Here is a 14,096-nt window from a genome sequence, read left to right on the forward strand (position 1 = left end):
TCAGTCGATGGGATGGTGCAGGGTGACCAGCTTGCGGCCATCGGGGAACGTGGCTTCGACCTGGACGTCGGTGATCATCTCGGGAACGCCGGGCATCACCTGGTCGCGGGTCAGGACCCGGCGGCCTTCGTCCATCAGCTCGGGCACCGAACGGCCCTCACGGGCGCGCTCGATCACCCAGGTGCTGAGCAGCGCGACGGCTTCGGGGTGGTTGAGGGCCACGCCGCGGCTGAGCCGGTCGCGGGCCACCATGCCGGCGACGGACAGCAGCAGCTTCTCCGTGTCGCCCGTGGTCAGGTGCATGCCGAGATTCTGGCACCACGCCCGGGCGCGGACCCAACCCGCAACAAGGGCTTAACGCGCGAGTAACACGAGCACCGCGTGCCGCACCTGATCGGCGACACGGGGCGATATGACGGAATCGGTGAGCCGAAGGGTGCGATACGGACGCGATCGGGAGAAATTCAGACCGACGTTGTGCTACAACCACAACTGCAAACAATCGTTGTCAGCCCCATGTGAAGGAATCGCATGTTCGCTCGGAAATCTCCCTTCGCCCGCGGATCCGGCCGACCGGCCGGCCTCGCGCTCACCGTCGCCGTGGTCGTCACCCTCGCCCCCGGCGTCACCTCGTTCACCGCGTCGGCCACCACCACCAGCACGGGGACGAGTTCCGTCGCCTGGGGCGACTGCCCCAGCGACGTCAAGGTGGTCAACACGGACGGTGCCGTCGCGAAGTGCACCACCATCCGCGTGCCGGTGGACTACCAGGATCCCGCGGCGGGATCCTTCGACATCCTCGCGACCGGGTTCATCCCCGCCGGCACCCCCAAGGGCGTGATCTTCGGCAACCCGGGCGGGCCGGGAGGTTCGGCACTGGACTTCTGGGGCGACACGTTCGCCACCCCGCGCGAGCTGTTCCGCGACTACATCCTGATCGGGCTGCAGCCGCGCGGCCTGCTGCACGGCACCAGCCTGCAGTGCAGCACGGCGCAGACCTGCACCGACCTCGCCGACGACGCGTACAAGAAGACGTTGACCACCGAGAACATCGCCCGCGATATGGACGAACTCCGCAAAGCGCTGGGCGTCGAGAAGATCGACTACTACGGCGCCTCCTGGGGCACCGAACTCGGTGCCGCGTACGCCACCCTGTTCCCGCGCAACGTCGACAAGATGATCCTGGACTCGAACATCGACCCCGTGACGCGCGGCGTCGGGGCCGGCGAGCTCGCGAACGCCCGCGCCGAAGAGGTCTTCGAGCGACGCCTGTACGACTTCTTCGACTGGGCGGCGGCGAACAACTCCGTCTTCGGACTCGGCGACACTCCGTACAAGGTGTACTCGGCCTGGAACAGCGCCCGGCTCGTCGAGGACCCGAAGTCGTGGGTCTTCAACTACCTTCCCCCGGAACTGCGCGCGAACGATCTGCCGCCGGCGATGCGCGCCGATGCGAACGCGATCCTTCCCGATCTCAACGCCACGATCCGGGACACGTCCAAGCGTGACTTCGCCGCGCGCCTCGCGGCCGCCGCGAGCCGGGGCGAAGTCACGAGCACAGCCGTGGCCGGTGGCTACCCGGAGAGCCCACTCCTGGTGAACGCCACGACCTTCATGTACACCCGCCGGAACTGGTCGCTGTACGCCGATCAGATCGATCTCGTGCTGCGGCCCATCGATACCAAGGCGCTGGCGCGGCTCGCGGACCCCACAACGATCAATCCGGCGGCAACGGCGCTCTTGCGCGGCGTCGGCGCCCTCTCCCCGTACGTCGGGCACGCCGGGACGACTGCCGCGGAGGGCCTGTCGGCGACACAGGGAGTGGCGGTCAACGCCAGCTCGGCCGAGCTCGGGCGCACGGGGAGCGTCCGGGACACCCCTGATCCGAAGTTCGTGACATTGCGCGACGAAGCATTGCAGGATCTCGAGCGGGCGCGCGCCGCCGGTGAGTCGACCCCCACCCTCCGGGCCAAGGCGGCGATCGCGCGCGCCTTCACCTATATGAGCTGGGGCTACGTGAATCCGGCACCCTGGTCGGGCGACGGTCTCACCACCGCGCCCCTGCTCCTGCAGAGCCTGACCGACCCCGCCACCGGTGGCGGTGAGAGTCTCGCCGAGGCACTCGGCGGCCACCTGATCACCGTCGAGGGCGGGGATCACGGAGTGTTCCGCATCGGCAACACCACCGTGGACCGCGCGGTGCTCGACTACCTGGCCAGCGGCACCACTGACATCACCCGTGCACCCGAGACGGCCGTCACCGCGGTGGACTACCTCAAGCCCGTGCGCGACTTCGTCACCAGGATGCGGATCGCCTCCCCGCAGGTCACGGGTCCGACCATCCCCGATACCGACCTCAATCGCCTGCTGTCCACTCCCGGCCCCAACGTCGACGCCGTCTCGGTGGTGCCCCGGCCGGTGTTCGCGCCTCGGGAGACACCCGCGACTGACCCTGAGCCCGCACCGGCCGCACTCGCCGCCGGTATCACGGCGGACGTGGATCCGGACGGTGCCGATGCACGCCCGGCATCCACCGCGACCAGCAGCATTCCGGAGTCCGCGGTGGCGACCCAAAGCTCCAGCCCTGCAACGCCCTCCGACCACGCGGCCGGTCGCGCACCGGAGACGACTGCCGCGGATCCGTCCACGGCGAAGCCGGAACCGAGCACGACCGAGGATTCCAATCCCGCCGTCGGCGCGACCGAGCAGACCACGCCGTCGCCGAGTTCCGCGACCGCACCTACCGAACCGGCAACGACCGCCGAAACACGTGCCGCTCCCGGCCCGGAGTCGAGCGGAGCGGGTGCGGCGAATGCGGCTCCCGCCGCGTAGCGGCGCGGCGCCTACCCGACCACGAGGGTGGTGGTGACGGGCGTCGGGTTCTGGGTGAGATCGAGCACCGGGCAGTGCGCGTCCACGGTGTCGGTGAGCTCTCGGTAGCGATCCGCCGAATCCGGCCCGGAGATGTTCACCGTCACCCGGACGGCGGTGAAGCCCGGGCGCACACCGTCTTCCAGGCCGAAGAAGCCGCGTACGTCGAGGTCACCCTCAGCGCTCAGTGCGAGCTCGTCGATCGTGACCCCGAGCTTGTCGGCGTAGAAGCGGTAGGTGACCACCTGACAGGCCAGCAGCGCGCCGAGGTAGGCCTCGACGGGGTTGATCGCGGTGTCCTCGCCACCGAGGGTGGGCGGCTCATCGACGGCGAGGGTGTGCTGGCGGGCGGTACTCACGCTGCCGACGGTGCCCTTCGGCACTGCGGAGGCGGAGAAGACGACGTGGGCGTTGGCGGTGTTGCGGGTGACGGCGTCGCGGGTGACGTCGATGATGGCGGTCAGCGCGCCGGTGGTCGATGCGGTCATGGCGGTCTCCTCGTGTGCCCGGCGCCGGACGGCCCCGATAGCGCGACGGTAGGTTCGGTGCACTCGCGAACACACGTGTTGGGCTCACGCTGATTCCTGTGCGCCCGTGACCGATAGGCTGATCCGCGTGTCCGAAACCGAGTTGACCGCGAAGCAGGCGTCCGCAGCCTCCGTGGCCCTGGTGCTGACCACCACGGTCGGCTTGGTGGGTGCATCCGTGAGCAGCGGCACGGCCGCGGTGATCTGGGCGATCGGCACCGTCGCCGCGATCGTGGGGCTCGCGTACCGGATGCGGCGCGCACCGTCGGGAACGGTGGCCGTGACCCTGCTCATCACCGGGATCGTGGTGCTGTCTGCGGGCCTTCCCGCCGTCGCAGTGATCTCGGAATCACGCGGCTCGTCGTCCACCCCGGCGGTCGATGCCGAGCACGCCGCCAGCCCCGTGCCGGACCCGAACTCGGAGATGCGCGCGGCGCTCGACAAGGCCGACGAGCTCCTGCCCGGCGGGGCGGACTCGGTGCTGCGCATCGATATCGACGAGACCTCCACGCAGGTCTACGTTCTCGATCTGGCGGCAGGGCAATCCGTGTACGCCAACTACTCCCGGTCGAGCGACCGGTGGTACGACCCGAGCCGGACTCCGTCCCGGGACCGGGGCGAATCGACGTTCCGCCGCGCCGATCTCGCGCACCTCGACCTGACCCGCGCCGCCGCGGCGGTGACGGCCGCGGCCGACCGGATCGGCATCGACCGTTCCTTCCGGCACGCTTCCGATGGCATCGAGGTGCAGCGGCGCAGTTCCGACCGGAAGCTGGTCGCCGCGTTCAGCATGTCCGGCGAGGAGGTCGAGGTCGATCACACCGGTGCGCTCCCCGACAACCTGGGCTTGGTCAGCGTCGACGGGTTCTTGCCCGCCGCCGAGAAGCTGCTGCGCAGCAACGGTATCGATCCCAGGCAGCCGGTGCTCGGCGGCCTGTCGTACGCGGTGTACAAGCCCACGGCCGATGCGGTGCCGCACACCGATCCCGGCACCGTGAAGATCGACATCCGAGGAGGGGGCCGGTCGGGCTCCCTCGAAGAGACGGTGGGTACGTTCCCGGTGGTCCGGCTCGAACCCGATACCGGCAGCGCCTCCTCCGCCTTCGCCCTGACCGCGGTCACCGCGGGAGGAATCGACACCGCGCGGGCCGACCTGGTGCAGCGGCGGAAGGTCGCCACGGTGGACACCCACGCCATCAGCCTGGAGATCGGCCAGGACGCCTCGTCGTCCGCCCTCCGGCAGCGCAACCCGCCACCCGTCCTCCATCTCGGGCTCGGCCCGTCGAGCGATGCCTACTACCGGCTCGACGGGACATTCGTCCGCGCGGATTGACCGCTACTGCGCCGTGGGCGGCTGCTGTGGCGCCTGCGGGGCGGCGGCCTGCTGCTGCGGTGGCGCGGGCTGCGCGGGCGCCTGGGTTGCGGGAGCCGGCGCAGTGGTGCCCGCAGTGAGCTGCCGGATCGTCGCGACCTCGGAGTCACGGTACGGCCTACCGTCGGGCCAGAGGATGTCGTGGAACCACTCGCGCGGCTGGCGGGCACCCACATAAGGCTGCTTCCACGAGTCCCACGGATAGTAGGTCTGGCTGCGGCCGGCCACGAAGCCCCACTGCATCGCGTCGATCTTCAGTTCCTTGCAGATCGGCAGGATGGTCTCGATGGTGCTGCCCTGCGCGCGGGCCATGTACTCGGTGAGCAGCAGCGGGCGCCCCTCCTTGGCGAGGTCTGCGGCCATCGAGCGGAACTTCTCCGGCGGATCGTAGCTGTGGAAGCTGATCACATCGGACTGCTCCAGCTGGATCGTGCGGATCTCGGGCCGGGTGTCGGCCCACACGCCGGAGGTGAGTGGCTGCGACGGGTTCCCGGCACGGGCCCACTCGAACGCCTTGGGCAGCAACTGCGCCACGCGGGCCACCTTGTCAGGCGGGCTCAGCGGGTAGGAGTCCGCGAGGTTCTCCGGCTCGTTCCACACGTCCCAGGCGACCACGCGCGGGTCGTTCGCGAAGGCCTTGACCACACCGGTGGCATAGGCCTGCAGGGCACTGGTGTCGGCGTTGGTGAGGCCGGCGGCCCCCGGGCTCTGCACCCAGGTCGAGTTGTGCACGCCGGGTGTGGGCTCGCGCTGCACCCCGGGCTTGGGGTTCGGGTCCCAACAGGAGTCGAACAGCACGAACATGGTGCGGATGCCATTGGCCGAGGCGATCGACAGGAAGGTGTCCAGGCGCTGCGTGAACCCGGCGGGGTCAGCGGTCCACAACTGGTCCTGCAGGAAAACCCGGATCACCGACATCCCGAGGCCGCGAGCCCACGCCAGCTCGGTGTTGATCCGGTTGGTATCGAAGGTCTGCGCCTGGAACATCTCGAACTGGTTGCCCGCGTTCGCATTGATGAAGTTGCAGCCCACCATCCAGCCGGCCTGCTCGCGCCACTGCTGCGCCCGCTCGGGAGTCCACCGGGTCGCGGGAACCGACGGCACCGCTCCCGGGGTCCCCGGTACCGTTCCACCCGAGCCCGCACCCGACCCCGGGTCGGCCGCGGCTCGCGCGGCGAGCATCGTCGCCGGGACGGTGGCCGCCGCCATGGCAAGCATCGCTCTGCGCGTCATATCCACACCAATACCATACGCACCATTTACAACTTCAGTCACAAACTGGACATCGGGCGCGTCGGGACGGCTAGCCTTCGATCGCCCTCCGCGCACGTCCCTCCAGCTCGGCGCGGATCACCGGGGTACGGGTGAGGACCCCGCGGTCGACCAGCCGGTCCATGGTCGCGACCACCTGTTCCAGATACGCGGCACGCTCCGCGGATTCGGCGGCCTGCGCATGCCGGTACAGCTTGAGCCCGCGGTCCAGATCGCGGACGTCCTCGGCGGCGAGGTTGTCGCGACCGGTGCTGCGGGCGTAGCGGTCGGCGGCGATCCAGGTGATGCGCAGGTCGGTGACGGCCTTCGCGTAGGCGTCGGCGCGGGCCTCGTCGGGGATGTCGTCGGTGCGCAGCGACCCCGCGTGATCGAGGGCGTCGTGGAAGGCCATCACCTTCGCGGCGCCCAGATCCCACATCGCGGGGAAGCGCAGCAGCATCTCCGGATCCAGCTCGTACGCGCCGTATTCGGAGAGGACTTCGTCGTGCCGAGCGCGGGCGCGTTCCCACCGCTCCCGGGCGGTCGGGGCGGGCGCAGCGGCCGGCGCCGACGGACGCGCAGTCGGACGGGGAGCGCGCCGAGGTTGCACCGGATCGGCCGTACCGGCGGTGGGGTTGCCCCCGCCGGAGACGCCGATGATGATGGCCACCGCGGCCACACCGCCGAGCAACAGCAACGGGATCGGGCCGAACGGGCGCACCGCCATGAGGCCGAGAAGTGCGGCGGCGGCGACGATCGCGATGACCGGTCCACGCGCCCGCCGCCGACTCCCACTCACCAGGAGAACCTATCGCGTGATCACGCGCGCAGGCGCGGCGCCTCCACCGCTCCCGGCAGCACGGTCGGCACAGCACCGTCGACCACGGCTCCGAGGCGCACCGCCCCGCTCGACGGAAATGCCACGCGGTAGTAGGCGAAGGCCATCGCGGCAGCGCTGCCGAGCAGCAGGACCGCCGCCACCGGACCGCTCTGCGCCATCGGCACGCTGAGGTAGCGGGTGGCCACCAGGATCGCCGCGAAGGTGCCCGCACCCCCGGCGATGGTGAGCAACCGGCGACGGTGCCAGCCGTCCTCCGGCCGCACCAGCGCGGTCTCGAGCGTGAGCGCGAAGACGAAACCGGCGACCAGATCGATGCCGTAGTGCGCGCCGATACCGAGCGTGGCCGAGAGGGTGCACACGAACCAGAAGACGCCGAAGGCCTTGAGCAGCCGTGGGCCGCGGAGCGCGTGCAGCAGGATGGCCGTGGCCCAGGCGGTGTGCAGGCTGGGCATGCAGTTGCGCGGGGCGAGCTGGCTGTAATACGCGGAGATCGGCTCCAGCGACGTGGGCACCACGTTCGGCCACACGTCCAGCCACGCGGCGCCGGGCACCTGACCGCCGAACGCGTAGGCGGGGCCGACCACGGGGAAGAGGAAGTAGACGACCGGGCCGATCGCGCCGATCAAAATGAACGAGCGCACGATGTGGTGCCGGGGGAAGCCCTCGGTGGAGCTGCGCCGCAGCTGGAAGTATGCGACCACCGCCGCCCCCACGGGCAGGTAGGTGTACACCTTCGTGATCAGCCACAGGTACCACTCGTGCTCGTTCACGAACCGGCCCATCACCCACGACGGGCTCCCCAGCGCGCGGTCGGCCACCTCGACGAACCAGTCGGCGACGAACGGCAGCGCTTGCATCGTCAGTTCGAGCCACACCCCGGCGACCCGACTGGTCACGATGAGGATCGCGGCGATGCCGACGGCCTTGAGCGTGACCTCCTGATCGCGCCCCTTGAGCTGCCACAGCGCGTAGACGGCCAAACCGGCCAGCGCCCACATCACGCCGTTGCCGAAGTGCAGGTGCTCGCCGGCGAGATAGCGCTGGATGTTGAACAGGATCTCCACGCCGACGACGGTGGCCAGGAACCACCCTCGGAACCGGCGCGGCATGCACATCACGGCGAGCGCCAGACCGGCGACCTTCACCTCACCGGCCACCGGGCGCCCGAAGAAGTCATCGCTGAGCAGGCGCACCGGGCCGCGCAGGTCGTAGTAGATCGCGGCGGCCTCGACGGCGAGCACGAAGCCCACCATGACCACGACCACCCAGGTCCACTCGCGCCGCCCCCAGCGACGGTCGGGCCGCTCCCCACGCGGCCCGCGTGGTAGCGCCTGGTCTGCACGCACCAACATGAGGTGAAATCATAGTTAACCCAGCGGTAACGGGGAAAGTCTGTTCGCCGTTTCGTGACGCATCTCGCGCATTCTCTGTGCGATCGCGAACCCGGGTTGGTCTGCGGTGATACCCAGCCGACAGCGAAGGGCACGCATCCCACCGGGGGATGCGTGCCCTTCGTCTGCGTCAGTTCACCCGGGTCAGGCCCGGGCTGCACTCACCAGCTGCTCTTGTGCACACCGGGGAGCTCGCCGGCGTGCGCCATCTCGCGCAGGCACACACGGCAGAGACCGAACTTGCGGAACACCGAGTGCGGGCGGCCGCACTTGTTGCACCGCGTGTACGCGCGAACGCCGAACTTCGGCTTCTTGTTGGCCTTGTTGACCAGCGCCTTCTTTGCCATGGCTCAGTTCTCCTTGAAGGGGAAGCCGAGGTGCTTGAGCAGTGCGCGGCCTTCCTCATTGTTGGTGGCAGTGGTGACGACGGTGATGTCCATACCGCGCGGGCGGTCGATGGAGTCCACGTCGATCTCGTGGAACATCGACTGCTCGTTCAGGCCGAACGTGTAGTTGCCGTTGCCGTCGAACTGGTTGCCGTTGAGGCCGCGGAAGTCGCGGATACGGGGCAGCGCGATCGAGGTCAGGCGATCGAGGAACTCCCACATGCGGTCGCCGCGCAGCGTGACGCGCGCACCGATCGGCATGCCCTCACGCAGCTTGAACTGCGCGATGGACTTGCGGGCCTTGCGGATCTCCGGCTTCTGGCCGGTGATCAGCTCGAGGTCCTTGACGGCGCCGTTGATGAGCTTGGCATCGCGGGCGGCGTCGCCGACACCCATGTTCACGACCACCTTGACGACGCCGGGGATCTGCATCACGTTGGCGTAGTCGAACTCGCTGTTCAGCGCGTCCTTGATCTCGGCGCGGTAGCGCGCCTTCAGGCGCGGCTGGGTCTTCTCAGAGGTGGTCATCTCAGATGTCCTTCCCGTTCTTGCGGGAGATCCGCACGCGCTTGCCGGTCTCCTCGTCGGTCCGGTAGCCCACCCGAGTGGGGTTGCCGTCCGAGTCGACGACCATCACGTTCGAGACGTGGATCGGGGCTTCCTTGACCTCGATCCCACCCTGCGCGGTGGCGGACGTGCTGGTGTGCTTCTTGATCCGGTTGACGCCCTCGACGAGGACCTTGTCAGCCTTCGGGAAGGCCTCGACGACCTTGCCCTTCGCGCCCTTATCGGGGCCCGAGATCACGATGACCGTGTCTCCCTTGTGCACCTTCATGTCAGAGCACCTCCGGAGCCAGCGAAACGATCTTCATGAACTTCTTGTCGCGCAGCTCGCGGCCGACCGGGCCGAAGATGCGGGTGCCGCGAGGGTCGTTGTCGTTCTTGATGATGACAGCGGCGTTCTCGTCGAACTTGATGTACGAACCGTCCGGACGACGGCGCTCCTTGGCGGTGCGCACGATGACGGCCTTGACGACCTCGCCGCGCTTGACGTTGCCGCCGGGGATCGCGTCCTTGACGGTGGCGACGATGATGTCGCCGATGCCGGCGTAGCGGCGCGAGCTGCCACCGAGGACACGGATGCACAGGATTTCCTTGGCACCGGTGTTGTCGGCGACGCGCACTCGCGATTCCTGCTGAATCACTAGCTTGTCTCCTCAGACCTGGATTTTCATACGTGCCGGATTACCGACCCGAGCACGCGCGGTCCGCCACCTGCGACAGCACACCACGGTGCTGCCGTCAGGCAACCGGTCCATGATAGGCGAAACCGCAGGTCAGTTTCAAATCCGCGCCTGACCCCCGTCGGACGGTCCGCGATGGGCCGGCCGCGTACCGTCGGGCTCACGGGTGCGTGTGCGGGGCCGAGTGCGGACCCGCCATAATTCCGGTGACCGAGACCGCGCCGAAGGGGATGAGATGAGCGACCTGACCGCCGGGCTCACCGGGACCGAGGCATCGGTGCTGCTGGTACTGGCGTCGGTCGCCGGCCCCGTCCGCAATCCCGACCTCAAGGAGCTCGGGCCCGCGCTGGAAGCGCCCTCGCGCGCCAAGTTGACGCGGCGCGGCCTGCTGGAGGTGACCGACGGCCCGCGGCGCTCGAAGGTGCTCTCCCTCACCGACCGTGGCTGGGCCGCCGCCGCCGAGCTCATGGAGTCCGCTCCCCCGGCGCGCAGCACTCCGTCGACCCGGGCACTGTTCACCCTGGCCGGCGGACTGGGCCGCTACCTGCGCCGCGAATCGCTCGCGCTGGGCGAGGTTCTGCTGCCCGCGACCGGAGCGAGCGGCGCCGTGACCGGCGAGACCATCCGCGCCGCCTATCAGCGCGCCGCGCCTCGTCCGGGTGCCTGGCTGACGCTGCGCGAACTGCGGGCGAACCTGCCCGACCTGCCACGCGATGCCGTCGACGCGGCGCTGCGCGAGCTGTATCCGGAACCGGGGGTCGACATCGTGGCCGAGGACAACCTCAAGGCGCTCACCGCCGATGATCGCGGCGCCGCGCTGATCCTGGGTGGCCGCGAGCTGCACGCGATCCGAGTGACCCGATGAGCCTGACCGACGTCCAGCGCGCGGCGCTGCGTTCCGTCCGGCTGAACTGGGCGCCCACCTACGAGGAGGTGTGGGACTCGGCGACCGACCTGCACGTCGACGGCCTGCACACCGATGTCTGGGACGATCTCGAGGATTCGCTGGGCGACGCCGTGGCCTCCACCGGCCCGTGCCCCACCGGCCTGGTGATCACCGGCAACGCGGGCACCGGCAAGACCCATCTGCTGACCCGGTTCCGCGACGAGGTGCAAAGTCACGGCCACTATTTCGTGCTGCTGGAACTGCTGGACTCGTCCGACTTCTGGCGTGCGGCGCTGACGTCGCTGCGCAGTTCGCTCCTGCGCCCGGCCCGCGACCATCCGACGCAGCTGGCGCAACTGATCTGGCTACTCTCGGACGAAGCGGGCCTGTCGCGAGCGCAGCGGCGCGAGTTCTCCGGCGACGCCGCACCTACCCCGGACACTCTCGACGCGCTGGTCACTGCGATGTCGAACCGCCGGCCGCAGGTCCGGCAGTACCACGGCGTACTCCGCGCACTGGTCCTGCTCGCCTCTCCCGATTCCCGGCTCGCCGACCTGGGATCGGCCTTCCTCGACGACATCGAGGTCGAGGAGACCGCGGCGCAGCGGCTGCACTGGGGCCTGCCTGCGCACGGATTCGCCGCGGTCGAGACGGTGCGCGCGATCTCCGCGTTCCTCGCCGAGACCGGGGCGACGGTGTTCGCGGTCGATCAGATCGACACCCTGCTCGCGCAATCTGCGGCCACCCTCGGTGCCCCCGGCGCAGACGGCGCGCCCGGCGACAACGACGTCGTCGAGCAGATCGGCCACGGCTTGATGGCGCTGCGGCAGGGGCTGTACCGCACCGTGACGATCGCGTGCATGCTGCCGACCGCGTGGGAGACACTGCAGACCCGCGCCACCGCCTCGGTCGCCGATCGGTTCCGCGTCGTGGGCCCGCTCAAATCGCTGCCCGACGGTGCCGTGGCGCGCGCCATCGTCGAGCGCCGCCTCACCGCGGCCTATCGGGCGAAGGATTTCACGCCACCGCATCCCACCTGGCCGGTCGCGCCGGAGGCTTTCGCGACGGCGGTGCACCACACCCCGCGCGACCTGCTGACCCGCGTGGACGGCCACATCCGGTCGTGTCTGGCGACGCAGTCGGTGTTCGAGCTGACCACGTTCGAGGACGGTGCCGCTCGCCCCGCACCGGCAGCGACGGCGGCGCGGCCCGTCGAACCGGCGGCGGCCCCCGAGGATCTGCTGACGAAGCTGGACGCCGATTTCGAGGCGCTGCGGGTGCGCGCCCGAGTCGGCGAAGTCGCCACCGATCAGGCCGCGGCCGACGGTGCCATGGCGCGGCTGCTGGACGCGGGGCTGCGGGCGTGGACCCGCGAGGACGGCGGCGAAGGCTTCCAGATCGAGCGCGGCGGAAGGCAACTCGATGCCCGGCTTCGGCGCCGGATTCCGGGGCGCACCGAGGACGAGCAACACTGGGCGTTCCGTGCGGTGCCGGCCTCGAACCCGGTGGCGGTGACCAACCGGGTGCAGTCGGCCGCGATCGGTGCCGGCCTGGTGGCCGGGCAGGACCGCCGCCAGCTGTTCCTGCTGCGGTCCACGCCGTGGCCGACCAGCCCGAAGGCCTCCGCGGTGATCGCCGACGCGGTCGAGCGCGGCGCGCAGCAATTGCCGCTCGACGAGGGCGATCTCGCGACTCTGGAAGCGTTGGGTCGGCTCATCGAGCGCGCACCCGACGGCCTGGACGAGTGGCTCGCGGCGCGCCGCCCGGCGCACGGGCTGCGACTGTTCGCGGGCCTCGAGGCCAAGCCCATGACCACCGCGAATGCCGCCTCGAACGCGGCCCGCCGGGCCCGCGCACTGGTGCCGGGCGACGCCGTCGGCAAGATCGGCGGATTATCCAGCGCGATGGCCGATCTCATGTTCTCCGGCGCCCCGGCGCCGGCTCGCCCGGAGCCCGCACGCGCAGCGACGGCACCGGATACCGGGGTGCAGGCACCGTCGAGCGACGCGCCCGCGGGTCCGTTGTCACCCGCACCGGGACAACCGGTGAGCCTGGGGCTCGCACCGGACGACGCCGTGATCACCGTGTCCCCCAACGATCTTCGTAAGCACATCGCGATCTTCGCCGGATCCGGCTCGGGCAAAACGGTGCTCATCCGCAGGCTGATCGAGGAGTGCGCTCTGCGCGGCACGTCGGCGATCGTTCTCGACCCCAACAACGATCTGTCCCGGCTCGGCGAGGCGTGGCCACAGCCGCCCGCAGGGTGGTGGCCCGGCGACCGGGAGCGGGCCGATTCCTATCTCGCCGGCACCGACGTCGTGGTGTGGACGCCGAACCGGCCTTCGGCGAGACCGCTGGTGCTACAACCGATCCCGGACTTCGCCGCGCTGCGGTCGGGCATCGAGGGCGACGACCTGGAGGCACAGGAGGCCCGCGAGGGTTTCGACATGGCGGTCGAAGCGTGCGCCGGCGCACTCGAACAGCACATAGGTCTGTCTGGTCAGCGCCGCGAGCAACAGCGGGCTATCCTTCGCGAGGCGCTGCACGGCTACGGGCGGCAGGTGACGCGCTCCGATATCCGCGGCTTCGCCGATTTCCTGCGCGCATGGGACTCGACGCGCAGCACTCTGCCCAGCGCCGACAAACTCGCACCCGATATGGCGAACAACCTGCAGGCGGCGCTGATCAACAATCCGCTGCTCGGCGGCGAAGGCCAGGCGGTCGACCCGTCGGCACTGCTCACGCCGAGCGCCGGGAAGCGGGCGCGGGTCTCGGTGATCAGCTTGATCGGGCTGCCCGACGAGACGCAGCGGCAGACCTTCGTCTCCCAGTTGCAGTTGGCCCTGTTCTCCTGGATCAAGCGGCATCCCGCGGGCGACCGGCCGCTGGGGGCTCTGCTGGTGATGGACGAGGCGCAGCAGATCGCGCCGTCGGGAGCGGTGAAACCGTCCACCGAGTCGACGCTGCTGCTGGCTTCGCAGGCTCGCAAGTACGGTCTGGGGCTGGTCTTCGCCACGCAGTCACCGACCGGCCTGCACAACAAGATCGTGGGCAACAGCGCCACCCACCTGTACGGCAAACTCAATGCGCCGGTGCAGATCCAGGCCGCCAAGGATCTGGCGGCCGCGCGCGGTGGCCGGATCGATGCGATCGGCGGTCTCGGTCCCGGTGACTTCTACCTGGGCGCGGGCAGCGACACACTCCGGCTGCGTGCGCCGATGTGCCTGAGCCACCACCCGGCCACTCCGCCCACCGAGGACGAGGTGCTCCGGATCAGCCGGGAGGGATAAGCCGTCGCCCCGACGCGTCGTCCCCTCGCCGGCGTCC

The 14,096-nt window shown here is 69.8% G+C and carries 13 protein-coding genes; 4 read left to right on the plus strand and 9 right to left on the minus strand.

Annotated elements, in window-relative coordinates:
• Nucleotides 1-303 (minus strand): urease subunit gamma, encoded by a 303-nt coding sequence (locus TPAU_RS17040; RefSeq protein ID WP_013127994.1) that lies wholly within the window; start codon nt 301-303, stop codon nt 1-3.
• Nucleotides 304-531: 228 nt separating this feature from the next.
• On the opposite strand from TPAU_RS17040, the gene TPAU_RS17045 reads away from it, so the two are divergent.
• The gene (locus tag TPAU_RS17045) at nt 532-2,832 is read left to right on the plus strand and encodes an alpha/beta fold hydrolase (protein ID WP_013127995.1); all 2,301 of its coding nucleotides are present in this window, start codon (nt 532-534) and stop codon (nt 2,830-2,832) included.
• A gap of 11 nt (nt 2,833-2,843) precedes the next feature.
• On the opposite strand, the gene TPAU_RS17050 is transcribed toward TPAU_RS17045, so the two are convergent.
• On the minus strand, nt 2,844-3,359 hold the full coding sequence (locus TPAU_RS17050; protein WP_013127996.1) for an OsmC family protein: 516 nt from the start codon (nt 3,357-3,359) through the stop codon (nt 2,844-2,846).
• Between the two features lie 127 nt (nt 3,360-3,486).
• On the opposite strand from TPAU_RS17050, the gene TPAU_RS17055 reads away from it, so the two are divergent.
• A complete protein-coding gene (locus tag TPAU_RS17055; RefSeq protein WP_147291105.1) occupies nt 3,487-4,731 on the plus strand; it encodes a hypothetical protein in 1,245 nt (414 codons plus the stop codon).
• A 3-nt stretch (nt 4,732-4,734) separates the two neighbouring features.
• Here the strand turns inward: TPAU_RS17055 and TPAU_RS17060 are convergent, their stop codons facing one another.
• The 7 genes from TPAU_RS17060 to rplN form a co-directional block, all read right to left on the minus strand.
• On the minus strand, nt 4,735-6,003 hold the full coding sequence (locus tag TPAU_RS17060; protein ID WP_218022116.1) for a cellulase family glycosylhydrolase: 1,269 nt from the start codon (nt 6,001-6,003) through the stop codon (nt 4,735-4,737).
• Nucleotides 6,004-6,073: 70 nt separating this feature from the next.
• Nucleotides 6,074-6,820 carry a hypothetical protein gene (locus tag TPAU_RS17065; protein WP_083773880.1) on the minus strand — a complete coding sequence of 249 codons (747 nt, stop codon included), beginning with the start codon at nt 6,818-6,820 and terminating at the stop codon, nt 6,074-6,076.
• Between the two features lie 20 nt (nt 6,821-6,840).
• The gene (locus TPAU_RS17070) at nt 6,841-8,214 is read right to left on the minus strand and encodes a phosphatase PAP2 family protein (RefSeq protein ID WP_013128000.1); all 1,374 of its coding nucleotides are present in this window, start codon (nt 8,212-8,214) and stop codon (nt 6,841-6,843) included.
• 200 nt (nt 8,215-8,414) lie between these two features.
• Complete coding sequence (locus tag TPAU_RS17075) at nt 8,415-8,600, minus strand: type Z 30S ribosomal protein S14 (RefSeq protein ID WP_013128001.1); 186 nt, start codon at nt 8,598-8,600, stop codon at nt 8,415-8,417.
• A 3-nt stretch (nt 8,601-8,603) separates the two neighbouring features.
• Entirely contained in the window at nt 8,604-9,167 is a 564-nt protein-coding gene (gene rplE / locus TPAU_RS17080; RefSeq protein ID WP_013128002.1) for a 50S ribosomal protein L5, read from the minus strand.
• 1 nt (nt 9,168) lies between these two features.
• A complete protein-coding gene (rplX, locus tag TPAU_RS17085) occupies nt 9,169-9,474 on the minus strand; it encodes a 50S ribosomal protein L24 (RefSeq protein ID WP_013128003.1) in 306 nt (101 codons plus the stop codon).
• A gap of 1 nt (nt 9,475) precedes the next feature.
• Nucleotides 9,476-9,844, minus strand: a complete 369-nt coding sequence (gene rplN / locus TPAU_RS17090) for a 50S ribosomal protein L14 (protein ID WP_013128004.1) — start codon at nt 9,842-9,844, stop codon at nt 9,476-9,478.
• Between the two features lie 274 nt (nt 9,845-10,118).
• Here rplN and TPAU_RS17095 point away from each other — a divergent pair, with 274 nt between their 5' ends.
• Together TPAU_RS17095 and TPAU_RS17100 are read left to right on the plus strand one after the other, a co-directional pair.
• On the plus strand, nt 10,119-10,748 hold the full coding sequence (locus TPAU_RS17095) for a hypothetical protein (RefSeq protein ID WP_013128005.1): 630 nt from the start codon (nt 10,119-10,121) through the stop codon (nt 10,746-10,748).
• On the plus strand, nt 10,745-14,059 hold the full coding sequence (locus TPAU_RS17100) for a helicase HerA domain-containing protein (RefSeq protein WP_013128006.1): 3,315 nt from the start codon (nt 10,745-10,747) through the stop codon (nt 14,057-14,059). Before TPAU_RS17095 ends, TPAU_RS17100 begins: the two co-directional genes overlap by 4 nt.
• Nucleotides 14,060-14,096: the final 37 nt, after the last annotated feature.

The sequence above is a fragment of the Tsukamurella paurometabola DSM 20162 genome, from assembly GCF_000092225.1.
GTDB lineage: Bacteria > Actinomycetota > Actinomycetes > Mycobacteriales > Mycobacteriaceae > Tsukamurella > Tsukamurella paurometabola.

Coding starts and splice junctions, on each gene's coding strand:
- rplE (WP_013128002.1), bottom strand. CDS start 9,167: ATGACCACCTCTGAGAAGACCCAGCCGCGCCTGAAGGCGCGCTACCGC.
- TPAU_RS17040 (WP_013127994.1), bottom strand. CDS start 303: ATGCACCTGACCACGGGCGACACGGAGAAGCTGCTGCTGTCCGTCGCC.
- TPAU_RS17100 (WP_013128006.1), top strand. CDS start 10,745: ATGAGCCTGACCGACGTCCAGCGCGCGGCGCTGCGTTCCGTCCGGCTG.
- TPAU_RS17095 (WP_013128005.1), top strand. CDS start 10,119: ATGAGCGACCTGACCGCCGGGCTCACCGGGACCGAGGCATCGGTGCTG.
- TPAU_RS17075 (WP_013128001.1), bottom strand. CDS start 8,600: ATGGCAAAGAAGGCGCTGGTCAACAAGGCCAACAAGAAGCCGAAGTTC.
- TPAU_RS17060 (WP_218022116.1), bottom strand. CDS start 6,003: ATGACGCGCAGAGCGATGCTTGCCATGGCGGCGGCCACCGTCCCGGCG.
- TPAU_RS17070 (WP_013128000.1), bottom strand. CDS start 8,214: ATGTTGGTGCGTGCAGACCAGGCGCTACCACGCGGGCCGCGTGGGGAG.
- TPAU_RS17045 (WP_013127995.1), top strand. CDS start 532: ATGTTCGCTCGGAAATCTCCCTTCGCCCGCGGATCCGGCCGACCGGCC.
- TPAU_RS17050 (WP_013127996.1), bottom strand. CDS start 3,359: ATGACCGCATCGACCACCGGCGCGCTGACCGCCATCATCGACGTCACC.
- rplX (WP_013128003.1), bottom strand. CDS start 9,474: ATGAAGGTGCACAAGGGAGACACGGTCATCGTGATCTCGGGCCCCGAT.